At 68.9% G+C, this 22,068-nt stretch carries 24 protein-coding genes; 13 read left to right on the top strand and 11 right to left on the bottom strand.

What is annotated here, in order from left to right:
* Positions 1-50: 50 nt before the first annotated feature.
* The 3 genes from IPK71_29355 to IPK71_29365 all read right to left on the bottom strand — a co-directional run bounded on the left by IPK71_29355 (position 51) and on the right by IPK71_29365 (position 3,394).
* Complete coding sequence (locus tag IPK71_29355) at positions 51-1,358, bottom strand: aspartate aminotransferase family protein (GenBank protein ID MBK8217855.1); 1,308 nt, start codon at positions 1,356-1,358, stop codon at positions 51-53.
* Between the two features lie 55 nt (positions 1,359-1,413).
* Positions 1,414-2,322 carry a diguanylate cyclase gene (locus IPK71_29360; GenBank protein MBK8217856.1) on the bottom strand — a complete coding sequence of 303 codons (909 nt, stop codon included), beginning with the start codon at positions 2,320-2,322 and terminating at the stop codon, positions 1,414-1,416.
* Positions 2,323-2,428: 106 nt separating this feature from the next.
* Positions 2,429-3,394, bottom strand: a complete 966-nt coding sequence (locus IPK71_29365) for a tetraacyldisaccharide 4'-kinase (GenBank protein ID MBK8217857.1) — start codon at positions 3,392-3,394, stop codon at positions 2,429-2,431.
* Positions 3,395-3,718: 324 nt separating this feature from the next.
* Here IPK71_29365 and IPK71_29370 point away from each other — a divergent pair, with 324 nt between their 5' ends.
* On the top strand, positions 3,719-4,963 hold the full coding sequence (locus IPK71_29370) for a DUF2252 family protein (GenBank protein MBK8217858.1): 1,245 nt from the start codon (positions 3,719-3,721) through the stop codon (positions 4,961-4,963).
* Here the strand turns inward: IPK71_29370 and IPK71_29375 are convergent.
* Entirely contained in the window at positions 4,933-5,112 is a 180-nt protein-coding gene (locus tag IPK71_29375; protein MBK8217859.1) for a hypothetical protein, read from the bottom strand. The genes IPK71_29370 and IPK71_29375 overlap by 31 nt on opposite strands.
* 94 nt (positions 5,113-5,206) lie before the next feature.
* Between IPK71_29375 and IPK71_29380 the strand changes: the two genes are divergently transcribed.
* Complete coding sequence (locus tag IPK71_29380) at positions 5,207-6,544, top strand: hypothetical protein (GenBank protein ID MBK8217860.1); 1,338 nt, start codon at positions 5,207-5,209, stop codon at positions 6,542-6,544.
* A gap of 13 nt (positions 6,545-6,557) precedes the next feature.
* Here IPK71_29380 and IPK71_29385 read toward each other — a convergent pair whose 3' ends face one another.
* Positions 6,558-7,151: an NUDIX hydrolase gene (locus IPK71_29385; GenBank protein MBK8217861.1), complete on the bottom strand. Its 594-nt coding sequence runs from the start codon at positions 7,149-7,151 to the stop codon at positions 6,558-6,560.
* A gap of 101 nt (positions 7,152-7,252) precedes the next feature.
* On the opposite strand from IPK71_29385, the gene smpB reads away from it, so the two are divergent.
* Positions 7,253-7,756, top strand: coding sequence for an SsrA-binding protein SmpB (smpB, locus tag IPK71_29390; protein MBK8217862.1), 504 nt, complete (start codon positions 7,253-7,255; stop codon positions 7,754-7,756).
* Complete coding sequence (locus tag IPK71_29395; GenBank protein ID MBK8217863.1) at positions 7,753-8,043, top strand: hypothetical protein; 291 nt, start codon at positions 7,753-7,755, stop codon at positions 8,041-8,043. The genes smpB and IPK71_29395 overlap by 4 nt, the downstream gene beginning before the upstream one ends.
* A 26-nt stretch (positions 8,044-8,069) precedes the next feature.
* Here the strand turns inward: IPK71_29395 and IPK71_29400 are convergent, their stop codons facing one another.
* Entirely contained in the window at positions 8,070-8,921 is an 852-nt protein-coding gene (locus IPK71_29400) for a metal ABC transporter ATP-binding protein (protein MBK8217864.1), read from the bottom strand.
* Positions 8,918-9,883, bottom strand: coding sequence for a zinc ABC transporter substrate-binding protein (locus tag IPK71_29405; protein MBK8217865.1), 966 nt, complete (start codon positions 9,881-9,883; stop codon positions 8,918-8,920). Before IPK71_29405 ends, IPK71_29400 begins: the two co-directional genes overlap by 4 nt.
* 135 nt (positions 9,884-10,018) lie before the next feature.
* Here IPK71_29405 and IPK71_29410 point away from each other — a divergent pair, with 135 nt between their 5' ends.
* The 7 genes from IPK71_29410 to IPK71_29440 all read left to right on the top strand — a co-directional run bounded on the left by IPK71_29410 (position 10,019) and on the right by IPK71_29440 (position 16,110).
* Positions 10,019-11,062 (top strand): arginine N-succinyltransferase, encoded by a 1,044-nt coding sequence (locus tag IPK71_29410; protein ID MBK8217866.1) that lies wholly within the window; start codon positions 10,019-10,021, stop codon positions 11,060-11,062.
* 3 nt (positions 11,063-11,065) lie between these two features.
* Positions 11,066-11,998: an alpha/beta fold hydrolase gene (locus IPK71_29415; GenBank protein ID MBK8217867.1), complete on the top strand. Its 933-nt coding sequence runs from the start codon at positions 11,066-11,068 to the stop codon at positions 11,996-11,998.
* A gap of 37 nt (positions 11,999-12,035) precedes the next feature.
* On the top strand, positions 12,036-12,698 hold the full coding sequence (locus tag IPK71_29420) for a DUF938 domain-containing protein (protein ID MBK8217868.1): 663 nt from the start codon (positions 12,036-12,038) through the stop codon (positions 12,696-12,698).
* Complete coding sequence (locus IPK71_29425; GenBank protein MBK8217869.1) at positions 12,695-13,606, top strand: endonuclease/exonuclease/phosphatase family protein; 912 nt, start codon at positions 12,695-12,697, stop codon at positions 13,604-13,606. The genes IPK71_29420 and IPK71_29425 overlap by 4 nt, the downstream gene beginning before the upstream one ends.
* A 282-nt stretch (positions 13,607-13,888) precedes the next feature.
* Positions 13,889-14,758 carry a hypothetical protein gene (locus IPK71_29430; protein MBK8217870.1) on the top strand — a complete coding sequence of 290 codons (870 nt, stop codon included), beginning with the start codon at positions 13,889-13,891 and terminating at the stop codon, positions 14,756-14,758.
* A gap of 80 nt (positions 14,759-14,838) precedes the next feature.
* A complete protein-coding gene (locus IPK71_29435) occupies positions 14,839-15,654 on the top strand; it encodes a hypothetical protein (GenBank protein MBK8217871.1) in 816 nt (271 codons plus the stop codon).
* Between the two features lie 171 nt (positions 15,655-15,825).
* Positions 15,826-16,110: a hypothetical protein gene (locus IPK71_29440; protein ID MBK8217872.1), complete on the top strand. Its 285-nt coding sequence runs from the start codon at positions 15,826-15,828 to the stop codon at positions 16,108-16,110.
* A gap of 15 nt (positions 16,111-16,125) precedes the next feature.
* Here IPK71_29440 and IPK71_29445 read toward each other — a convergent pair whose 3' ends face one another.
* Positions 16,126-17,265, bottom strand: coding sequence for a hypothetical protein (locus tag IPK71_29445; GenBank protein ID MBK8217873.1), 1,140 nt, complete (start codon positions 17,263-17,265; stop codon positions 16,126-16,128).
* A 238-nt stretch (positions 17,266-17,503) separates the two neighbouring features.
* On the opposite strand from IPK71_29445, the gene grxD reads away from it, so the two are divergent.
* Together grxD and IPK71_29455 are read left to right on the top strand one after the other, a co-directional pair.
* Positions 17,504-18,424 carry a Grx4 family monothiol glutaredoxin gene (gene grxD, locus IPK71_29450; GenBank protein ID MBK8217874.1) on the top strand — a complete coding sequence of 307 codons (921 nt, stop codon included), beginning with the start codon at positions 17,504-17,506 and terminating at the stop codon, positions 18,422-18,424.
* 2 nt (positions 18,425-18,426) lie between these two features.
* Entirely contained in the window at positions 18,427-18,687 is a 261-nt protein-coding gene (locus tag IPK71_29455; GenBank protein MBK8217875.1) for a BolA/IbaG family iron-sulfur metabolism protein, read from the top strand.
* 66 nt (positions 18,688-18,753) lie between these two features.
* On the opposite strand, the gene IPK71_29460 is transcribed toward IPK71_29455, so the two are convergent.
* The 3 genes from IPK71_29460 to IPK71_29470 are packed head-to-tail and all read right to left on the bottom strand — an operon-like array spanning position 18,754 to position 21,949.
* Complete coding sequence (locus tag IPK71_29460) at positions 18,754-19,500, bottom strand: hypothetical protein (GenBank protein MBK8217876.1); 747 nt, start codon at positions 19,498-19,500, stop codon at positions 18,754-18,756.
* Positions 19,488-20,618, bottom strand: a complete 1,131-nt coding sequence (locus IPK71_29465; protein MBK8217877.1) for a DUF262 domain-containing protein — start codon at positions 20,616-20,618, stop codon at positions 19,488-19,490. Before IPK71_29465 ends, IPK71_29460 begins: the two co-directional genes overlap by 13 nt.
* Entirely contained in the window at positions 20,615-21,949 is a 1,335-nt protein-coding gene (locus IPK71_29470; GenBank protein ID MBK8217878.1) for a hypothetical protein, read from the bottom strand. Before IPK71_29470 ends, IPK71_29465 begins: the two co-directional genes overlap by 4 nt.
* Positions 21,950-22,068: the final 119 nt, after the last annotated feature.

Raw genomic sequence — 22,068 nt, forward strand, 5'->3', positions numbered from 1 at the left:
CTTTACGTTTTCGAGGAGAGTGCACGGACGGGACGCCCCGAGGAGCGCCTTCAGGCGGCCTCGTGGTCGGCCGCGCGGAGGGCGAGGACAAAGGGCTCGACGTGGGCTTCGTCGAGAATAAGCGGCGGAGAAAGGGTAAGGACGCTCCCTCGGGTGCCGCCCGTGAGCGTCGAAAAGCCCCGAGAGAGGAGCCTCCGTGACACGGCGAGGGCGTGCGCCGGGGTGCGCAGATCCACGCCGAGCATGAGCCCGCGACCAGTGACCACAAAGCCGCTTTCGGTCAGTACGCGCACCAAAGCGGCCCCGACACGGCGCGACCGCTCGGGCAGCCTGCGGGCCGTGATCTCGGCGAGGGCCACGAGCGCGGCCTCGCAGGCCGGAGGTGCCCCGAAGTGCGTCGCCGTGTGGAGCGCGGCCCCGCCATGAGCGCCCCACGCCTCGAATGCCTCGGCACGACCGACGCACGCCGAGATGGGGAACCCGGCCCCGAGGGCCTTGCCGAAGCAGACGAGGTCCGGGAGCCACGAGCCGTCGGAGGCCTCGATGGACGCGATCATGGAGCCCGCGCGGCCGAGGCCGGTCCATATCTCGTCGGCGGCGAGCAGCGCGCCGTGCACACGCGCGAGCACGGAGAGCTCACGGAGGAACGACGGCGGCGGCTCGACGCACCCTCCACGCCCGAGCAGCGGCTCCACGAGGACGAGGCCCACGTCGCCACGCTGGAGCACGCGCTCGGCGGTCGATAGGGCGACGTCGAGATCGGACGGATCGTGAGGGTAAGGCGCGAACGACACGAAGGCGCCGAGCTGGTCGGCGAAGGGCTCACGGAACGCGGGGGCGAGGCCACACGCGGCGAGGGGGCCGTGCGAGAGCCCGTGGTACGCGCCCTCGAACGCGAGCACACCGCGCCGCCCTCGGGCGAGCACCGCGGTCTTCATGGCGCACGTGACGGCGTCGGCCCCGGAGAGCCCGAGCATCACGCGCGCGCCGGGCTCGGGGTAAAGCGCCGCGAGGGCCTCGCAGAGCCGCACCTTGGCCTCGGACGCGTAGACGTCGCCGAGCGCGACGGGCAATCGCTCGGCGGCCTTGGAGGCGGCACGCACCACCTCGGCGGGCGCGTGGCCGAGGGCGAGCGAGCCGAACCCGGCCACCAGATCGACGAACGCGTTGCCGTCCACGTCCCACACGATGTCGCCTTCGCCGTGAGAGAGCACGATCGGCGCGTGGTCTTCTCCGCTCGCCTTCGCGCGTGCGTCACGACGGGCCTCGAAGGCGGGGCACTCGACGGCGGCGAGGCGGGCCGACAGCTCGCGCGAGCGAGGCCCGGGGATTTCGGTCACGACGTTCGGCACGGGCATCGGGGGTCTCGTTCGAGCGGCGGGCACACGCCCGGGTTTTCCCCCCGGCAGAGGTTTACTGGGCCACGACCACGCGGTTTCGTCCGGTGCGCTTCGCCTCGTAGAGGCGCTCGTCGGAGTCGCGGATGAGGTCGAGCCCGGATTTGTGCGTGTCGAGCAGCTTGGCGACGCCCATCGAGATGGTCACCGGGATGCGCTCGTTCTGGAACACGAAGCGGTTCTCTTCGACCCGCGCGCGAATGTCGTGGGCGAGCTGAGCGGCTCCCTCGATGGTGGTCTCGGGGAGGAGGAGGGCGAACTCTTCGCCGCCGTAGCGCGCGAACACCTCGTCGCGACGGATACGCGCTTGGACGAGGCGCGCGAGCTCCTTCAGCACGTGGTCGCCCGCGAGGTGACCTTGCGTGTCGTTGATGCGCTTGAAGTGGTCGATGTCGAACATCACGAGGCACATGTCGCGCTGGTGCCTGCGCGCACGAATGATCTCCTTCTCGAGGGACTCGAGGAGGTAGCGCTTCACGTGCGCCTGCGTGAGACCATCGATGATGGTCATGCGGTAGATCTCTTCGTGGTACTGCGACTCGACGTCGGTGCCGGAGAGGTACTTGAAGATGGTGGGGCCGATCTTCACGCGATCGCCGTTGGCGAGCGCACACTCCCGGGCGATTTGGTCGTCGTTGACGTAGGTGCCGTTGGTGGAGCCGTCGTCGACGGCGTACCAGGTGCTGCTCCGCTGCTCGAAGTGCACGTGCCTGCGCGAGACGGAGTCGCCCTCGAGGACGATGTGGTTCTCGGGGCCTCGTCCGATGCGGAGCGGGCTCATGTCGAGGACGAAGCGCTTGCCGAGGAGGGTGGGCTCCTTCGTATAGATCACCACGAGGCAATCGCCCCCGCCAGGCCCTGCGGCCCCCGGTGGCTTCTGCACGATCGCGGTTACCCTCGTCTTCTCGTCGCCGTCGCCGCTCAACGATGTTGCTGCCGTAGAGCAGCCCTCCACCCAGGACGATACCGTCCATTGTTTCCCCGGGTCAAGGTCTCCGCGGCCCAGCTCTTGGCCGCTTTTTTATGAAATATCAGACACTTACAACGGCGCCCTGGGTTCGGCCGGGCGGGACGGCCGTGCGACCGTCGCCCAGCACACGTTGACGCAGGAATTCTGACACATCGGGTGACAGCCGAATCGTGTGCCGTAGGAAGTGAACCGGCTTCGCGCCCACGCGGGCCCCGGGCGCGAGCGGACCTTTCTCGGTCGCGAGCCAGGCATCGAGCCCGTGTCGCTTCGTGAGCTCATCGAGGACGGCGTGCGGCGCGTGTGCTGCGTGGTTCCCAAGGCTGAGGTGGACGACGGGCGGATGGGGAGCGAGCGAACGCACCACCCGGCCCGGACGCGCGACGGCCGTGACGAGCCCGTAACGAAGGCCCGCGAGCGGCACATCGAGCCCGTCACCGTCGATGGCCTCGACACGGGACGAAGCCACGGTCGGAACGACCCGATCGGCGCGACGGGCGAGCAGCGCCACCGCGAGGTCCCCGTCCTCGGGGCCGATCGCGAGGAGCGACAGGGTGGCTGGGAGTCCGAGGCCCCCGTCGACGACCAGCACGTCGCTCGTCGACGCCGCGTACCGCATCGCATCGGCCCGCGTCGGACCGACGACCACCCGCACTCCCGCCGAGCGGAGCTGCCTGTACGCGACGCGGGCCTCGTCGCCCGAGACGGAGAGAGGCGTGTCCTCGTCGACCTCGAGCGCGACACGCGGGTGGGCGCCGTAGGCGTGCCCCACGAACGTGATGCGCGCGCCCTCGGAGGCCAAGAACCTCGCGCACGCGACGGCGAGCGGCGTCTTTCCGGAGCCGCCGAGGCTCGCGCCACCGACCGTGACGATCCGCGCCGCGGACGGGAGCGTGAGCCTTCGTGCCCTCGTGCGACCGAGGAGGAGCGGCAGCGCGGCGAGGTCGAGCAGGGCGCGCGCCAAGGGAGACTTCCCCTCGCCATGGGCGATGCGCTCGACACGGGCGCGGAGCGTCTCGACGTCTTCCACGCGAGGCGCGTACCACGAGGATCCCCAAGCAGCCCGTTGATTCTCTCCCATCCCCCTTCGGGGACTTCCAAGGGTCGTCGGCCGCTCGCCGCCGCATCCCGACCGCCTTCGTTGCGATCCTGCGGTGCGTTCTCACCTACAAAAGTAGGCTCCGCGCGCTCCTCGGATCGCGCCTCGGCGGGTCGGGCGCGGACGTCGAACGGCCTCGGTCCGAAAATCAACAGGCTGCTAGCGGAAAGACCCGCCCCTCGCGGATCCCTCCGACGCACGACGGCGCTCGCCAAAGGCCGCGACCTGAGCGATGGTCTCGTCTCGGGGAGCACGATGGCGCGAATCGACGCGAAGGAGCTCGGGCGGCAGGCCTATCGGTCGGACCGGGAGGCGATGCGGGGAAGACCGAAGCTCCTCGCCGCGAAGGTGCGAAAGCAGCTCTCGTCGCCGTTCGCGTTCTTGCGAGGCCAAGCGGCGACCTTCTACACGATGCTCGCGGAGGCGCCGGAGCTCGAAGCCGGGCCCGAGGGCACGGGGACCCTCGTCGGAGACGCGCACCTCGAGAATTTCGGGGCGTACCGCGTCGATCGTGCCCACCGCGCGCGGCCTCCGAAGGGCACGGGGGGCACGCGCGAGGTCGCGTTCGACGTGAACGACTTCGACGACGCGTGGACCGGCCCGTTCCGCTACGACGTCGTGCGCCTCGCGACGAGCTTCCTCCTCGCGTCGCGGACCCACGGCCTCACCGGCTCGGCGACGCTCGACGCGCTCGATCGGCTGCTCGACGGGTACGCGGCCGGCGCCTTCGGGGGGCAGCTCCCTCGTGTGCCCGAGCCCGTGCGAGCGCTGGTCGCGCGGGTCGAGGCGCGCTCGGCGCGTGACTTCTTGGATGCTCGCACGACCGGCCGCGGCAAACGGAGGCGCTTCGTGCGGGACGGGCGTTATTTGCCGCTCGGGCGCCGCATTCAGGCCGAGATCCCTTCGGCGATGCAGGTCTACTCGGACGGGCTGCCCGAGCCCTCGCGCCTCTCCGCGCACGAGCTCACGGTCATCGACGCAGCCCTCCGCGTGGCGGGCAACGGGAGCCTCGGGGTGCTGCGTATCGCCGTGCTCGTACGCGGGAGAGACGAGGGCTGGCTCTTCGATCTCAAAGAAGAGCCCGACTCCCCCGCGCCCGCGAGGCTCGTCCCCGGAGACCACGGCGATCCGGTGGGGCGCGTCCTCTCGGCGTTCGCGACCTGCGTGGCAAGGCCTCCGTCACGCCTCGGCCGCACCCACGCGGGCGGGCGCGACCTGCTCGTGCGGCGGCTCGGCCCCGACGAGGACAAGCTCGACGTCACGAAGCTCTCGCGCGACGAGCTCACGACGCTCGTCCCGTATTTGGGCTCGCTCTTGGGCCGCGCGCACGCGCGCACGGCCGCGAAGGGCCGAAAGGAGCTTCGCGGTGTGGACCTGCGGGATCTCGGGGACCGCGCGTTCGTGCTCGCGGGCCTCCACGAGATCGCCTTTCTCGGCTACGCACGCGAAGCCACGAGCACCCCGGGGAGCTACTCCTTCTCGCGCATGAAGATGAAGTAGACCTCCTTCGAGTTCCCGCCCTTCTCGCGGTCGAAGCTCGAGATGAGCTTCCAACCTTGGGCGCCGAAGGCGTCGAGCTTGCTCTCGAAGTCCGGCTTGTCGAGGTCGAGGATGTCGAGGGCGAGGCGCTTGTAGACGAAACCCTTCATGCAAAAACGGTAAGGGAGTCGAGCGCTTTGGTCGAGTCTTTCGATGCGTTCAGGTTGACGAGCGAAGGTAGGGCGAGGTGGTAGAGTGGGTAGCGTGAAGCGCGTCCTGGCAGCCCTCTTCGGTGCCCTCCTCGTCACTTCGGTGGCCCCGAAGGCCCACGCGAACGGCAGATTTCCGGCCACGAACGCGCTGGTCGTGGCGCCGACGGACCCGACCTTCCTCGTGCTCCGCGCCACGTACGGCACCCTGATTTCGCGCGACGCTGGCAAGACCTGGGACTGGGTGTGCGAAGAGAGCGTCGGCTTCCGCGGCATCGAAGATCCCCCGCTCGCGGTGACCGCGTCGAAGGGGATCGTGGGGGCGCTCTTCGCGGGGCTCACCGTGTCGACCGATCAGGGGTGCAGCTTCTCCATGGTGAAGGGCGAGGCCGACAAGCGCGTCATGAACGACGTGGTCGTCCCGAAATCGCGCCCCCGTGACGTGCTCGCCATCGCCTCGAGCTTCGCGTCGCGCGACGACGCCGGGGCGAACCTGTACCAGTCGACGCTCTTCGCGAGCCAAGACGAGGGGCTCGCGTTCCGCGCCGTGGGAAAGCCCATCGATCCGACGATCTTGCTCGAGACGGTCGAGATCGCCGAGAGCGACCCGAAGCGCGTCTACCTGAGCGGGGCGCGGGAGCGGTCGGGCAAACGCGAGGGTGTGGTGCTCACATCGAGCGACGGCGGAGAGACCTTCACCGAGCACGTGCTCCCGCTCGTCGCCGAGGAGCGCGCGCCGTACATCGGGGCCGTCGATCCGAAGAACGCCGATCGGGTGTACGTGCGTACGGGGGGCTCCCCCGAGCTCGCCAAGAGCCGCCTGCTCGTCTCGGACGACGGCGCGAAGACCTTTCGAGAGGCCTGGGCCAGCGAGGGACCGATGACCGGGCTCGCGATCTCGCCGGACGGCGCCAAGGTGTACGCCGGGAGCGCCAAGGACGGCCTCGTGGTCGCCCCGAGCGGCACGCTCGTGTTCGAGAAGCGCGCGCAGATCTACGTGCAGTGCATCGCGGTCACCGCGACCCGCGTCTACCTGTGCTCGAACGAGCTCTACGGGTTCGTCGCGGGAGAGAGCGCAGACGACGGCCGAACCTTCACGCCGATGCTCCGCCTCTCGGGGCTGCGCGGGCCGCTCGCGTGCGCGCCGGGCACGACCACGCACGACCAGTGCGAGAAGCTCTGGCCACGCGTGAGGACCGAGCTCGGTGTCCCCGACGACGCCGGCGCCAAAGACGCGGGCGCAGCTCCGTCCCCTCCGCCCGCGGACGACAGCGGCGGGTGCGACACCACGGGGAAGGTCTCGGGGGCGGCTTCGGCGCTCGTCGTGGCGGGGCTCGTGCTCGCGTACGCCCGGGCACGGAGGCGCGAGACTGCACGAAAACGCACACCGTAAAGCACGGTTACTATTACGTTTTCGGGCGAGCACCCACGCCGCGTCGGCGCATGTAGGTCTCGAGGGCGCTCACGACCAAGGCGTGTCGCACGAGCCCTTCGTCGATGAGGAGGGGCACGTCCTCGAGGTCGACGAGGCACACCTCGAGCTCCTCGAGCTCGTCGAACGCGGTCTCTCCCGTGGGCACGACACCGTGGGCCGCGAACGAGTGGATCTGGTTTCCTTGCATGGCCGGGTTCGCGTCGACGCTCGAGAGCAGCGTGATGCCCTCGGGGCCGAGGGCGTAGCCGGCCTCTTCGGCGAGCTCGCGGCGCGCGGCGTCGATGGGGAGCTCGCCCGGGTCGATCGCCCCACCAGGGATTTCGAGGCTCATTTTCCCGGTACCGAAGCGGAACTGCCACACGAAGACGACCTGTTCTTCGGGCGTCACGGCGACGACGTTGCACCAGTCGGTGAAGCGGAACGTGTTCACCTCGGCGCGCGGGCGGCCGTCGCCGTCGACGATGTGGTGCCGCTCGATGCCGAAGATGCGGTACTCGGCCACGAGCTCGGAGCGCACGCGGGACCACGGCCTTATCGTGGGGCGCAGGTGGCGGACACGGGACATGGCGGGCTCATAGCACCCCCGCGCGCGCCGGGCCCGCGACGATTCGGCTCGGGAGCGGGGCCGATTTGGTGGTATGCGCTCCGACGACAGGCGGCCTCGCGATGGCGAACGTAGACAAATCCCAGAAGGCGAAGAAGGCGGGCGGCGAGAAGATCGTCACCAAGAACCGCCGCGCCACGTTCGACTACGAGATCGACGACACGTTCGAGGCGGGGCTCGTGCTCGTCGGCAGCGAGGTCAAGTCGCTCCGCGGCGGCAAGTGCGAGCTCGTCGACGCGTACGCGCAGGTCGAGCGCGGCGAGGCGTGGCTCAAGCAGATGTACATCGCGCCGTTCGAGCGCGCCGTCGCGTTCCCCCACGAGCCGCGGCGCTCGCGGAAGCTCCTCCTCCACATGCGCGAGATCGAGCGCATCGACCGGGCGATCTCGCGCGAGGGGTACACGCTCGTGCCGCTGCGCGTGTACTTCAAGGACGGGCGCTGCAAGGTGGAGCTCGGCCTCGCGAAGGGCAAGAAGGTGCACGACAAACGCGCCGACATGGCCCGCAAGACGGCCGACCGCGAGGCCAAGGCCGCCGTGGGCCGCGGCCGGAAAGGCGACACGTGAGCGACTCCCCTGCCCCGCACCTCGTGTGGACCTCGCCCTCGATGAAGGGCGGCTCGGCCACGATCGTGTCCGTGACCGAGACGACCTGCACGCTCGTGTCGACCCACCCGTCCCCGCCGGGCTCGCGCATCGACGCGACCTTCCCGAGCGCCTCCGGGGTGTCGTTCCGCGTGAAGATCCACGGCTCCAAAAAGCGCGACGACGGGCGCTTCGTGCTCGAGGGGCGCCCCATCGACATGACCCGCGACGTGCGCACGCTAGCGGCCGACCTCGCCGGGCAAAAATAGCCTTAGTTTCGGTCACTTACGGCGGCCTAATCGCCGTCGAGGGAGGCCGCGCGGGGGTCGTCGGCGAAGATGGCCGAGAGGTCGGACACGCTCGACAGCTCGCTCCAGAGGCCCCAGGCACGAACGGTCTTCTCGAGGTAGACGACGCGCTCGGCGCACCTCGCGATGGCCTGGAGGTTGTGCGTGACCAAGATCGCGGCCATCGAGTCGCTCGCGCTGATCTCGGCCATGAGGTCGACGATGGCCGCGCGACCGCCCACGTCCACGCCCGCCGTGGGCTCGTCGAGCACGAGCAGGTCGGGTTTGTTCACGAGCGCCCGCGCGAGGAATACACGCTGGGCCTCGCCGCCCGAGAGATCACGCATCTGCGCCTTCGCGAGCCTCTTGGCGCCGCAGCGGTCGAGCACCTCGAGCGCGGTCTTGCGGTCGGCGTCGGAGACGAAGAGCGGCCAGCGCCCCTTCAAGTTCGCGACGACCACGTCGAGCGGCGTCGCGGGGAAGTCGCGGTCGAAGGCCTTTCGTTGCGGCACGTAGCCGACCTTCTTGCGCCCCTCGTGCGGGGGGAGCCCCGAGATCGTGATGCGGCCCGAGGTGGGCGTGACGAGCCCCAAGATGCACTTGAGGAGCGTGCTCTTGCCCGCCCCGTTCGGCCCCGAGAGGCACAAAAACTCGCCCACCGGCACGTGGAACGACACGTGGGAGAGCACGACCTTCTTGCCGAACGCGACGCTCACGTCGCGCACGTCGAGGGCGCGCGGGCCATCTTCGGGGGGGCGAGTGCCGGCGAAGGTGGTGAGCGGGATGTGGCGCGACGCAGGCCCTCGCGCGAAGTCGGAGCCGAGCGACGAGGGCGGCGGGCGCGAGCTCTGCGCGCTCATTTTTGGTGCTTCTCGAGCTCGGTCATGTCGAACCGGAGCATCTTCTCGTAGCCGTCGGTCTCGGGGCCACCGCCGACCGGGTCGAGCACGCCGAGCGGGATTTTTGCCTCGTCCGAGAGCACCTTGGCCGGCCGCGGGTCGAGCTGCGGTTCGCTGTAGAGTGCAGGGACCTTCTTCTCCTTGATGACGCCGAGGACCTTCTGCACGTAGGCGCCCGAGGGCTGCGAGCCGGGGAAGGGCTCGATGACGGCGAGGATCTGGAGGCCGTAGCGCTTCGCGAAGTAGCCGAAGCTGCCGTGGAACGTGACGAAGCCCTTCTTGGGGAGCGCGGCGGCGCGCTTCTCGAGCTCCTTGTCGAGGGCGTCGAGGTCCTTGTCGAGGGCGTCGGCGCGCTTCCGGTAATCGGTCGCGTGGGCGGCGTCGATCTTCGAGATCTCCTCGGCGAAGGCCCGCACGATGAGCCGAGCGTTCTGCGGATCGAGCCAGACGTGCGGGTCGATCGCGCCCTTCTCGTGGTCGTGATCGTCGTCGTCGTCCTTGCCGGCGTGGGCCGCGTGCGCCTCTTCTTCACCGATGGCCTCGGCTTCGATGGGGCGCGTGGGCACACGGTCGCCGACCTTGAGCACCTTCGCGCTCGGGGCGGCGTCTTTCATGAGCTTTTCCATCCACGGGTCGAGCCCGAGGCCGACCATGACGCCGATGCGGGCCTTCGAGACCTCTTCGACGTCCTTCGGGGTCGGGTCGAACGAGTGCTCGTTCTTGCCAGGCTGGAGGAGGAGGCTCACGTCGGCGTCCGGTCCGGCGACCTTCTTCACGAGGTCGTACACCGGGTAGATCGACACGGCGACGCGGGGCTTGCCCTCGGGCGCGGCGTTCCCGCAGCTCTTGCAGCCCGCGACCGAGAAGACGAGCGCCCCTGCGGCGAGGGACACGGAGAGGGCCCGAGCGATGCGGCTAACCATGGGATCGGACGGAGCGTAGACGGCTCCGCCCTCGAAGGCGACGGGATCGTGACCGGGACGCACCGCGTCGCGAGGCTCGCGCCCCGGCGAGGGTCGCCACGCCGCGGGCCCTCGTGGTAACACCGGTCACCCGTCATGGCAGGCTACGAAATTCGCGGCGCGCTCCCCTCGGACGAGGACCAAATCCTCTCCGTGGCGCGCCACCTCAACACGGTGAACCTCCCCGACGATCGCGAAGGCGTTCGGTCGATCCTCGACGTCGCGCACAGGACGTTCACCCACGAGATCAAAGACCCGAAGCGGCGGGAGCACGTGTTCGTGCTCGTCGACAAGGCGAACGACAAGATCATCGGGACCTCGATGATCTTCGGTCAGCTCGGCCGGCGAGATGCACCCTACATCTATCTCGACGTGATCGACGAGGAGCGCTACTCGCACACGCTCGACAAGCACTTCACACACACGACGCTCTCGATCGGCTACTCGTACGACGGCCCCACGGAGATCGGCGGGCTCGTGCTCTTGCCCGACTACCGCAAGGTGCCCGAGCGCCTCGGGCAGTTCGTGTCGTACGTGCGTTTTCTCTACATGAAGATGCACAGGGCGCTCTTCCGGGACGAGGTCTTGGCCGAGCTCCTCCCGCCGCTCGAGAAGGACGGCACCTCGCACCTGTGGGAGGCGCTCGGGCGGCACTTCACCGGCATGACGTACGCCGAGGCCGACCGGCTCTCGAAGCGCAACAAGGAGTTCATCCGCGGCCTCTTCCCCGAGGGAACGATCTACGCGTCGCTCCTCCCGAAGCAGGCGCAAGACGTGATCGGCAAGGTGGGCGCGCAGACCCGCGGCGTCGAGAAGATGCTCCGCCGTATCGGCTTCCGGTACGCCGAGCGCGTCGACCCGTTCGACGGCGGCCCGCACTTCACCGCCCTCACCGACGAGATCTCGCTCGTCCAGCGCACACGAAAGATCCGCGTGGCCAAGATCGTGCCCGACAGCGAGCCCTCCAAGGTCCGCGCCGTGATCGCGCGCCACCTCGAAGAGGCCCCCTACTTCCGCGCCGTGCTCGGCCCCGTGCACGATGACGATCCGAAGGACGACGAGGCACAGATCGCGGAGGACACGGCGAGGCACCTCGGCCTCCGCGTGGGCGACGAGGCCTGGATCCTCCCGCTCGACTGAGACATGTACGGAGCCTCCTCCCTCCCCGACGAAGCCCCGGCGATCTCGACGTTCGACCTCGAGCTCCGAACGGAGGACGGTGTCACGCTGCGTGGCACGGTGCGCGAGCCCGAGGGCCAGACCGGCGTTCGCGCGACGCTCGTGCTCGCCCACGCGGCGTTCGCGCGGCGGTCCGCATGGGAAAAGCCGCGCGGGAAGGGGCTCGCCGAGCGGTACGCAACCCTTGGATATCGCACGATTTCTTTCGATTTTCGTGGACACGGGGAGAGCGAGCGCGGCGCGAGCGCTTCGGCGTACGACGCCTTCGTGCGGTGGGACCTCCCGAGCGTGGTGGCGTGCGCGAGGGACCGCGGGCAGAAGGTCGTGGTGATCGGGCACTCGCTCGGCGGGCACGTCGCCCTCGCGTCGCAGGGCATCGGGAGGCTCGGCGCCGACGCGCTCGTCGTGGCCGGCGCGACGGTGTGGCATCCGGCGTTCGAGCCCTCGTTCTTGCGCTCGGTGGCGCTTACCGGGGCGGCCGGCGTCGTCGATGCGATCTCACGGTACACCGGGAAATTCCCGGCGCGCGCGCTACGTATGGGGAGCGACGACGCCGATCAAGGGTCGCTCACGCCGTTCTTGAGGGCGGCGCGGGGCGCGGGGTACCGGAGCGACGACGGCCACGACGACTACCTCGCGGCGCTCTCGCGGGTGAAGGTCCCGGTGGCCGGGCTCGTGAGCCGCGGCGATGGCATCTGCTCCCCCGAGCAGGGCGCGCGCTTCGTGCGGCGTACGTCGGGGCCCACGAAGGTGATCGTGCTCGGGCGCGGACATCGAGGCGAGGCGCCCCCTTCGCACATGGAGCTCGTCACGTCCGAGGCGTGCCACGGCGCGTGGGACGCGGCCCTCGCGTGGGTCATCGGCGAAGAGGGGCGGCGCGCCGGGGCCGACCGGTGACAGCGTGGCCGCGGCGTGCGAAGATAGGACAGGTTCGGTGACGGCTCGCCTCAGCTCTCCCTCGGTCGCTCGAAACCGCGAGCCCATCCTCGCGGTGCTCGGACCGCTCTGCGAACGCGAGCGAGATCGCAGCGACGCGAGCCCGGACGAGCCCGTGCGCATCCTCGAGGTCGCGAGCGGTTCGGGGGAGCACGCCGCGTTCTTCGCCTCGGCGCTCCCGTTCGTCGTGTGGCAGCCGAGCGATCGCGACATCGCGGCGCTCACGAGCATCGACGCGTACCGGCTCGAGCTCGGCGTGAGGAACATGCTCCCGCCGCTTCGACTCGACGCGCGCGCCGAGGTGCGGCTCCCGACGCGGCAAGTCTTCGACGGCCTCGTGTGCATCAACATGATCCACATCAGCCCTTGGGCCTCGACACTGGGGCTCTTCGCGAGCACACGTGAGGTCGTGCGGCCGGGCGGGTTCGTGCTGCTCTACGGCCCCTACCGCCGAGGTGGCCGGCACACGGCCGAGAGCAACGCCCGGTTCGACGCCGACCTCCGCGTGCGGAACCCCGAGTGGGGCGTGCGGGATCTCGACGAGGTCGTGGCGGTCGCCGAGCGCGAGGGGCTCGGGCTCGAGCGCGTGGTCGAGATGCCCCGCGACAACCTCACGGTCGTGCTGCGGAAGGCAGTGTCACGAGAGGACGGCGAGCCATGAGGATGGTCTCGTACAATGTGCGCTACTTCGGGCACGGCACCCGCGGCATCGCGAGCACGCAGGGGGGAATGCGGCGGATCGCGCAGGCCATCGTGAAGCTCGATCCGATGCCCGACGTCGTGATGCTCCAAGAGGTCGAGACCACCTCGATCCGCTCGAACGCGCTGCACTGGACGGGCGGGGTGCGGCAGATCGACGTCTTCACGGAGATCCTCGCGGCCGAGGTGCTCCACCAGCGGCACAGCCGCGACGCCTACACGGCGCACTATTTTCCCGCGCACGTGTACGGCCCCAAGGTGAAGCCGGTCTACACGACGGGGCTCGCCACGCTCGTGCGTCAGAGCGTTCCCGTGGTCGAGGCGAAGGCCCAAGACATCACCCAACGCGAGGGGTACCTCTTCCCTTCGTTCAAGCAGACGCGGCTCTGCGCCAAGGTGCGCGTCGCTCACCCGGAGCTCGGCGAGGTCGACTTTTTCAACACGCACCTCTCGCTCCCTCAGGCCTTCACGAAGCGTTTTTGGCAGCAGAAGGACAAGATGGGCCACGGCGAGAACCAGCTCGCCGAGATCGAGGCGCTGCTCAAGTTCGTGAGCTCCGAGAAGGGCGAGGGCGGCTTCGTGCTCGCGGGAGACTTCAACGCGGGGCCGGGCTCGCCGGTCGTGGAGCGCATGCGGCAGGAGGGGCTCCGCCACGGTCTCGAGAGCGCCCACGGCCTCGACGAGCACGCGCTCCGTGGGTTCCCGACGGCCGGGTTCATGCACCTTCGCATGCACATCGATCACGCGTTCACGAGCGCGGGGCTCGCGTTCGATCACTTCGACGAGACCTTCGCGTTCGGGCGTGGGCACGGCCCCTTCCACGGGCTCTCGGACCACATGCCGCTCATCGGCAAGCTCGTTCGCGGGTAGGCGTTTCATCCGGCAAGGAAAGCGACCATGTCGCCATCGCGCCCCGAGTGCGAGGCTCGACACGGACCCTTCGCCTTTTTTCCCTCTCCCTTGGAGGCCTCCCGATGACATCCCGTGCCCTCGCGCTCTCGCTCGGTGCGCTCACCTTCGCCATCACAGGCACGCTCGCCGCGGCGCCGGGGGTGTACCCGTCCGAGGCCGAGCCCGGACCCGATCCCGAGCGGGCAGCTCGCGTCGCCCCAGGCCGAAGAGTCGGCGTTCCGGATCGACGACACGATCTATGTGGTGCAAGCCGTGGGGCCGAACGGCGCTCCGGTGGCCGTGCCGATTTGCCTCTCGCCGACGAACAAGGTCGGCCACGTGTACGCGAAGAAGGGCGGGGCGAGCTACGGCCCGATCTGCCGCGTCGCAGGCTCGACGTCCACGCCGATGGGACAGGTCGTGAAGCCGACGCGACAGCAGGGTCCGAGCGTCTACTGGGTGCCGCTCCAGAAAGGGGGGGCGCTGCCTCGAACGCTCGCGCCGCTCTCGTTCGGCCCGACCGGTGTCGCCGTGTACGCGTGCAAGGTGAAGTCGGGCCCGAACGACCTCGTGGGCACGCTGCTCCCTACGGGCGAGTGCGAGATCGCGCCGATGATCCGCGGGCTCGGCGGGGACCGCGTGGAGCAAAGCTCGCTCGTGCTCGTGCGCGCCGGGAGCCGAGGGGCGACGACCGACCCGGCCTACGGCTGGATTTACCTGAAGCGCGGCCAGCACCACCCGGGAGGGACGCTCGTCCGCTGGCCCAACGGCGCGGCGTACTGTCAGGGAAAGGTGCAGGGGACGACGTGGCCTGGCTATCTCGAGTCGGCCCCCGATGGGAGCATCGTCGGGTGCGCCACGTGGCAGCCCGGGGTCTTCACGACGACCTCGGAGGACGTGGCCGTGTTCCGGAACGACGCGCAGTCGGGCGTGGAGCTCTCGGACGCGGCGGGTCCCGAGGTGCCTCGGGTGAAGGCGGGGGGCCGGGTGCCGTGCTCCATCGAACGCGCGGGCACGGCGCACCTCGGGTACATGGAGGGTACACGCTGTTTGACACGGACGACGCTGCAGGCGCCGGGGGACCGCGTGCGGCAGCTCGTGCGGCGAGGTCCGTGGCCGGACCAGGGGTGATGGGGGTGGGGGACCGCGCGTGGGTGGCCGGGGGGCGCGCATGAATGCACGAGCGCGCCCTCCGTCCGACATCGTCCCACATGCGTGACGAAGAGAACCTTTTCGAGGGGACGACCACGGTCCTCTCCTCTCCTAGCGAGCTCTCGGAGCTTCGGCCTCACGACGCGGCGCTCGTGAGCCCGCGCCTCCGCCGCCTGTTCGCGGACCCTCCGCGGTCGCTCCGAGAGCTCGCGAGCGCGACCTCGTTCGCCCCGCTCGCGACGTGGCTCCGACGCATGGCGAAGGTGGGCGGATGCGAGCTCGTCATCGACCGGCCCTCTCGGTGGCTCGCTCGGCGGGGCATGGCCCCTTCGGTCTCGCTGCGGGTCGGGGCCGCCGACGCGAAGGTCCACCTGTCCGGGCCCCTCCCCCGTCTCCCGAAGCGCATCCCCGCGGCCCTCCGCGAGGTGCTCGGGAGCGTCGGCACCGTGACGCTCCAGTACGGCGCCGCCGGCGGGCTCCTCGCCCCGAGGGAGCAGCGCTCGCTCGGGGACCTCTACGCCGAGATCGTCCGCAACAACACCCCGCCCTCGGGCCGCGCGAGGCTCACGCTCCTCCGCACCCAGTACACGAACCTGATCGCGTGCGGCATCGTCGCCGCGTCCACGACGTTCGAGTCCTTCGCGGCGATGGCCCGCGAGCAGGTCGAGGCCCAGCTGCGCGAGCTACGGGATCTCCCGCGCCCGCCCACGCCGAAGGCGTACTTCGCGTTCTTCCAGAACGCCGGCGGCGGCTACGTCACGACCAACGCGGCCGGAGAGACGTGGCACGTGCCCATGGGTGGCGGGGACTACGCGCCGGGCCCGCGCATCGACGCCTGGCTCGCCGGGTTCTTCCGGCCCGATTTCGTCTTCTGAGGCGCTCCCGAGTGAGGCGGGCGGGCGGCCTCGCGTGCGCCGGGTGAAATTTCGGGGAACCTCACGACGACCTCCTCGTGAGAACCCAACGAGACCGGGCCGGCGCGCACGGAACCCTCCGACGAGGGCGTCCGTGCTGCCGTGTCACCGCGTCTCTCCGAAGGAGCCCCGATGAAGAAGCCAGCCCATGGTTCGGCGCGTCGTCCCCTCGTGTCCGCGATCGTCGCGCTCGCCATCATGCTCGGCGCGTGCGCGCCGCTCCCCAAGAGCCACGACGCCTCGAACGCCGGCGGCGGTGGGGGTGGTGCGTCCGCCCGCGCCGGGTGGGTCGTCGAGGCGCACGAGGCGAACGCGCCGATCGCCCGCGAGGCGCTCACCGAGCGCGCGCCCCGAAGCGAGCGTGTCGACCTGCGTCCGCCGCGGACCGGCGTCGTCTATTGCGCGCGGTGCCAATAGACGCGCCCTCGCTGCCTACGTGGACGGCGGTCGGCGAAGGAGCGCCGCGAGCTCCGCGCGGGAGCCCACGCCGAGCTTGCGAAACGCCGCGGTGAGCTGGTTCGTCACCGTGCGCACCGTCGAGGAGCGCGCGGCGGCGATGGCCGCGTTCCCCTCGCCACGAGCGGCGCGTGCGCACACGTCGCGCTCCGCCGGAGAGAGGCCCACGCTCTCCGGAAAATGCAGCAATTCCGGACCTTTCGCGAACACCACGACCTGCGCACCGCCGAGCGCGATCTCCGTCACCGACTCGGCCTCCTCGAGGCGGGCCGAAAGCTCCCCCCGCGTCCGCACCCCCAGCTTCGCGAAGACCCGCGCGAGCAGGCCGCTCACCGTCCCGATCGAGAGCCCGAGCTCGTACGCGACGAGCTTCAACGGGTGCCCGCGCCGCACGAACGCGGCGACCGCGGCCTCGGCCTTCGTGAGGCCCCGAGGGTCACGCACGTTCGGGGGGTTCTCGTGGGCCACGAGGAAGTGGCGACCGTCGGACTCGAACCTGTCGACGAGCGAGTACCGCCCATCGACGAGCGCGCTCCACGAAGCCAGCACGGCATCGCCTCGGGTGCCGCGCTCTCCGCCCGCGTTGTGACGCACCCACGCGCTCACGTGCTCACGGAGCCGCGGCGTCGTGCGCTCGTGGCCAGGCTCGGCGTGCACGAGCCTACCGCGCGCATCGAAGGTGAGCTCCGGCGCCGCACGGGCCGCCTCGCGGAGCCTGCGCGCCGCCGCGAGGTGAGCCGCGAGCATGGCGTACCGCCGCCTCTCGAGGGGGGCAAGCGTCCGAGGCGAGGGGATCGTGAGCGACACGAGCACGCCGCGATCATCGGCGTCGAGGGCGTTCACGTGCACGGCGTCATGCATGGACCAACGCGACGCCTCGCGCGCGCCGAAGACCGCGAGGGTCTGCCCCGTGACGGCGCTGAACGTGCCCGAGGGCCCGAGCCTCGGCAAGAGCCCGCGCCGCTCGTCCGCGCTCGCGCCCCGAAACGCGGCGAAGATATGGTCGGCGAGCTTCGGCGGCGCAAGGTCGACGATCGGGTGCGCGATGGTCCACCCCTCGGCGGGCCCACCGATGTCGTACGTGTACGCGAACCCCCGGTCGCCCCCGCCACGCACGAGCGCACCTTCTCGAGCACGCGCCCGAGCCACGCCCTCTCGTCGGGCTCGTCGATGGCGTAGATGGCGCGCACCGCCGAGACCGCCGTATTTCGGGTCGACGGCATGCGGCTCCGGCAAGTATGCCTGAGTTTCGGGCGCCGAGGCTCGTTCGAGCGGCGACGTAAGCTCGGCCTTTGGCGCCCCTTGACGGGACCACGCGGGCGTACGAGCTTTCGGGCTCCCTAAGGAGAAGCGCATGTCCGTATCCGAAGCCGTCAAAGCCCAGATCGAGGGCCACCTCGCCAAGAGCCGCGTGGTCCTTTTCATGAAGGGAAACAAGCACTTCCCGCAGTGCGGCTTCTCGGCCCAGGTCGTGAAGATCCTCGGTGAGGTGGGCGTCCCGTTCGACACGGTGAACGTGCTCCAGAGCCCCGAGCTCCGCGACGGCATCAAGGCCTACACGGACTGGCCCACCATCCCGCAGCTCTACGTCGACAAGCAGTTCGTCGGCGGATGCGACATCGTGAAGGACCTCTACGCCTCGGGCGAGCTCCAGACGCTCCTCGGCGCCGAGAAGCCCGCGCCCCCCGCGCCGCCCACCATCACGCTCACGCCGGGCGCCGTGAAGGCCGTCACGGCCGCCGACGACGGCTCGGGCGACACGCTCCGCCTCGAGATCAACGCCGAGTTCCAGTACGACCTCTACTTCGGCCCGGGCGAGCCCGGCGACATCGAGACCACGGCCTCGGGGGTCAAGGTGCGCATGGACGCGGCCACGGCCCGCCGCGCGAACGGCATGACGATCGACTTCGTCGACGAGCAGGGCGGAGCCTTCAAGATCGAGAACCCGAACGAGCCGCCGCGCGTGCGGTCGCTCTCGGTCGAGGGGCTCAAGGCTATGATGGACGAGGGCAAGCCGTTCGAGCTCGTCGACGTGCGCACCGAGGGCGAGCGCGCGACGGCCAAGATCGACCGCGCGAAGCACCTCGACGAGCACCAGAAGGCGATCGAGGCGATGGACAAGGACACCGTGCTCGTCTTCCAGTGCCACCACGGGATGCGGAGCCGCAACGCGGCCGAGCTCTTCCTCCGCAAGGGCTTCCGGAAGGTGTACAACCTCGACGGAGGCATCGACGCCTGGTCGCTCAAGATCGACCCGACGGTGCCGAGGTACTGACCATGAGCGATCACCCCACCGACTTCCAAGGCGATATCCTCGAGGCGCTCCGCACGAGCATCACGGGCGCCCTGCCCGACGCCGCGGTCGAGGCGCAGGGCGGCAACGGGCACTACACGCTCGTCGTGACGTCGAAGGCCTTCGCGGGCAAAGGGCCGGTCGAGGCCCAGCGCCTCGTGTACTCGGCCATCGCGCACCTCATGAAGGGCGACAGGGCCCCCGTGCACGCGGTCGACTCGCTCAAGACGCGCGTCCCTTCCTGAACGGCACGCGCACCAGGACGGCCGACCTCGCATCCTCACAAGGGACCGTTCGGCCCTCGTGAGCCTTCAGCCCTCGCCCGCCGGACCGGTCGCTGCTCCACCCGCAAGCCGCTGCGCCTTCGAAGTCAGATATGCCTTCCCGGCGGCGGCATCGAAGACGGCCTTGACGATCTCGCCAACGACCGACCACACGGCTCGCTCGAGCTCTTCAAACAGCTTGGCGTCGAGCCCAAACCTTGCGGTACCGTGCGCCACAGTGTTTCGATGATTGAGTAGACAGTGGATCGTGCCTTCCCACGGCTTCGCGAGATCAGGATCAAGGCCAAGCCGGAACAGAATCTTCTTGAGCACGACGGGCTTGAGGTTCGACTCGGCATCGACCACCTTGTCGGCGTCGATTTGGACCGAGCGCTCGGCGATCTTCCAGGCCACCTCAACGAACTCGCGGTCGCGTGCAAAGCGATGTAGCGCCGTGTCGTCCGGAAGCTGTTTGCCGAACACCTTGCACTTCGTATTCGGGTCGCGGAGTGCGCTAAAAACCTCCGCGAGCGACGCCGCTCCGATGGGAGGCACCACCTCGTCGACGCGTAGACCCGAGTTGTTGATGCGCTTCACGTACATTGAAAGCAGTGCCTTGCTGACGCCCTCAAAGTGGGCGTACAGCATCACGACCAGCGCCTTGCGCGCCGTCTTACGCTGGTCCTCGGAGGGGAGAAGCGAGACCTGGTTGCGCAACTGGCGCAACTCCGTCTCTCGCCATGTTCGCTCCCGCTCCATCTCCGCTCGGAACTCGGCCAGGTCTAACTCAGACATTTGGCAACTCGTTGCTCGACGAAGTCGATCCGCCTCTTGAGCGCCGCTGCGTAGTTCTTTCCGCCGCCCTTCGTGAGCGCCTGGAATGCCGGATCACGCTTCAAATCCTCGAGCACCCCCTTGAACTTCTCCTTTTGCGCGTCATCGGCGGCCGAGAGCCTCTCGAGATGCGGTTGTATTCCGAGAGTGAGCGCCTCGAAGTGAAGCGAGGAGAAATATCCCATCGGGTTGCCCTGCTTGTTGACGCCGGAGAACACGGTCTCACCGAGCGCCTCCGAGAGGACACCAAACGTGGCCTTGAAGGTTTGCGCCTCCGCTGTGTAGTCGAACCCGGCTGACTTCTCGGGATCGGCTACCGACTCCATGTACTCGGTGAGGAAGTCGCCGATGTCCTTCTCGTAGCGGGCCTGGTCGTTCTTGATCGCGAAGAAGCGGAGCGCGTACTCCTCCATGTACATCTGACCGCGCTTCTCCTCCGTAAGCTGCGCCATGCACGTCTCGAAGTCCGGCTCCTTCACGATCTGCTTGAGGAAGTCGTTGAAGGTGTTGTCCAAGAGCCGGATCGTGCAGTTGCGGAGCTCCTGGGGGCTCAGTAGCTCGCCACCTGTGTTGAGCCGCTTGAACATGTGGTACCGGAGATGCTTGTCGCTCTCGCGGCGAAGAACCTCCATACGGATGAAGTGGCGCTTCAGCTTGATCTGAATCGCTTGGGGAAGGCCTTCGTAGGTGTGCCCATTCAGCATGGGCAGCACGTCACACTCCGTGAGCGTGAGGAAGCGTTCCTTCCCATCCTTCTCGGAGGGATGATTGCCGCGGAAGTGTAGATATGCGGAGATGCGCTGCAGCCCGTCGATCAGCTCGTAGATGCCGTCCTCGACTTCGATGACGTAGATCGGCGGGATCGGGAGCTCGAGGATGAGCGATTCAACGAACTGTGACTGCTTGCCTTCAGACCAGCGGAAGAGGCGCTGGAAATCCGGGTTGATGATGAGCTCCCGCGACTTGTACATGTCGAAGAGCTCGTTAAAGGAAACATCGACCGCCCGTGTGCGCACGCGCGAAATCGCACCGTCGACGGACTGAATCAGGTCGATAGGGGTCGGCTTGCCGGTGCTCATGCGACTTTCTCCAATGCGACGACAGCCTCGCGGTACTGGCTCTCTTTGCGGTGGTGCAGGGAGTGAGGATGGATCTGAGCGAGCGCCCTGTGGACGGCTGCCTGGCCGGCAATCTCCCCCCTGAACCCGAGCGTCGCTCCGAGGTCAACGTAGAGCGAGGGGAGGTCCACGCACAGCTCCTTGTAGTACGAGGTCTGCACCACGAAGAGCGCCAACCCACCCGGACGCAGGACGCGGTGCAGCTCCTTCAACGAGGTCTCTGCGTCAGCGAAGTATTGGTGGAAGGTTTTGAAGTAGTAGGAACCGGATGCCTTACTTCGGTGCGTGCGGATGGCCGCTAGCAGCCCACGAAGGCTCGGCGGCCATCGCTCTGGCAGTGTGGGAACGGCGCCCTTCCTTGCGAGAGGGGTTCCCATCGATGCGCGGCGTAACGCGACAAACTCTGGCGACTCGCGGCCCACGCCAAGCGCAGCGAGCTCGAAGGACGAGCTGATAACGTAGTCGATCCGTGTGCAGTACGGCGGCGAGGTCACCACCAGGTCGACCCCCGACGCGCCGAGCGGAAGCTCCCGGGCGTCGCCGATCGAAATGCGGCCAGTCCAAGGAACAGCCGCGCCCCCCGCCTTGGTCGACTCGAGATCGGAAGCCATCTCGACGATCCGTTCGACCCACCTCCTGCCGAGAGTCCTTGTGGTGTTTCTGCGTCCCTCACCGGGCGTGGTCCAGGTCGGATTCGTCCCACGATGCATCGATGCGGTGCCACGCGCCGCACGAATGAGTGCGAGGAGCATGAACGCCGGAAGGGGCGGAACGTTGCCGTGTTCCGGTCGCACGGCGACGCCGTCATGCGACGTCGCAAGCTCGGCCAGAATCCGCGCCTCAATCGCGCGGTACTGCGAAATGACCGAGCGGGCCATCCATGGCATCAACGGATCCTCGTCCGCGATCTCGATCGGCTTCGCCTCTGCAAGCCGCTTTGCGAGGCCGGTGACGTGCGCGGCGTCATCCGGGTGCACAATCTTCGCCGACGCGACGAGGTTTGCAACGGGGTTGAGGTCGAACCCGATCGGCCTGTGCCCCATCTCGTGAGCGATGCGGGTCGTCGTCCCACTGCCGTTCCACGGGTCCAATACGGTCAACGACGCACCCTCCCCGAGTTTGCGGAGCACGCCTCGCGTGAACTCCTCGGTGTACCCCGCGTAGTACGGATACCAGCTCTCGATTCCGGTCTGCGATGTGGGTTTCCGTTTGGCGTCCAACGGCAAACAAGTGCCGACTCCTCGCAGCTTCTCTGCGAGAGTCACGCTCCCATTCCGGCGGCGGTTCGTCATGGCGTCCCCCGTCTGTCGCGCGGCGGGAGAGCGCTCATGAGCCCAAGCGCCACCGACGTTCCCGCCATGGCTCGACCTGCACGTGCAACGCCTTCGCCGACCTGGGGCTCGTCCCGCAC

It is taken from the genome of Myxococcales bacterium (genome assembly GCA_016712525.1).
In the GTDB taxonomy this organism is placed as follows: Bacteria; Myxococcota_A; Polyangia; order Polyangiales; family Polyangiaceae; genus JAAFHV01.

Bases quoted from the DNA above. Each gene is read 5' to 3' on its own strand.
- IPK71_29355 (MBK8217855.1), bottom strand. From the start codon at position 1,358: ATGCCCGTGCCGAACGTCGTGACCGAAATCCCCGGGCCTCGCTCGCGC.
- IPK71_29370 (MBK8217858.1), top strand. From the start codon at position 3,719: ATGGCGCGAATCGACGCGAAGGAGCTCGGGCGGCAGGCCTATCGGTCG.
- IPK71_29375 (MBK8217859.1), bottom strand. From the start codon at position 5,112: ATGAAGGGTTTCGTCTACAAGCGCCTCGCCCTCGACATCCTCGACCTC.
- IPK71_29385 (MBK8217861.1), bottom strand. From the start codon at position 7,151: ATGTCCCGTGTCCGCCACCTGCGCCCCACGATAAGGCCGTGGTCCCGC.
- smpB (MBK8217862.1), top strand. From the start codon at position 7,253: ATGGCGAACGTAGACAAATCCCAGAAGGCGAAGAAGGCGGGCGGCGAG.
- IPK71_29400 (MBK8217864.1), bottom strand. From the start codon at position 8,921: ATGAGCGCGCAGAGCTCGCGCCCGCCGCCCTCGTCGCTCGGCTCCGAC.
- IPK71_29405 (MBK8217865.1), bottom strand. From the start codon at position 9,883: ATGGTTAGCCGCATCGCTCGGGCCCTCTCCGTGTCCCTCGCCGCAGGG.
- IPK71_29410 (MBK8217866.1), top strand. From the start codon at position 10,019: ATGGCAGGCTACGAAATTCGCGGCGCGCTCCCCTCGGACGAGGACCAA.
- IPK71_29415 (MBK8217867.1), top strand. From the start codon at position 11,066: ATGTACGGAGCCTCCTCCCTCCCCGACGAAGCCCCGGCGATCTCGACG.
- IPK71_29425 (MBK8217869.1), top strand. From the start codon at position 12,695: ATGAGGATGGTCTCGTACAATGTGCGCTACTTCGGGCACGGCACCCGC.
- IPK71_29435 (MBK8217871.1), top strand. From the start codon at position 14,839: ATGCGTGACGAAGAGAACCTTTTCGAGGGGACGACCACGGTCCTCTCC.
- IPK71_29440 (MBK8217872.1), top strand. From the start codon at position 15,826: ATGAAGAAGCCAGCCCATGGTTCGGCGCGTCGTCCCCTCGTGTCCGCG.
- grxD (MBK8217874.1), top strand. From the start codon at position 17,504: ATGTCCGTATCCGAAGCCGTCAAAGCCCAGATCGAGGGCCACCTCGCC.
- IPK71_29455 (MBK8217875.1), top strand. From the start codon at position 18,427: ATGAGCGATCACCCCACCGACTTCCAAGGCGATATCCTCGAGGCGCTC.
- IPK71_29460 (MBK8217876.1), bottom strand. From the start codon at position 19,500: ATGTCTGAGTTAGACCTGGCCGAGTTCCGAGCGGAGATGGAGCGGGAG.
- IPK71_29465 (MBK8217877.1), bottom strand. From the start codon at position 20,618: ATGAGCACCGGCAAGCCGACCCCTATCGACCTGATTCAGTCCGTCGAC.
- IPK71_29470 (MBK8217878.1), bottom strand. From the start codon at position 21,949: ATGACGAACCGCCGCCGGAATGGGAGCGTGACTCTCGCAGAGAAGCTG.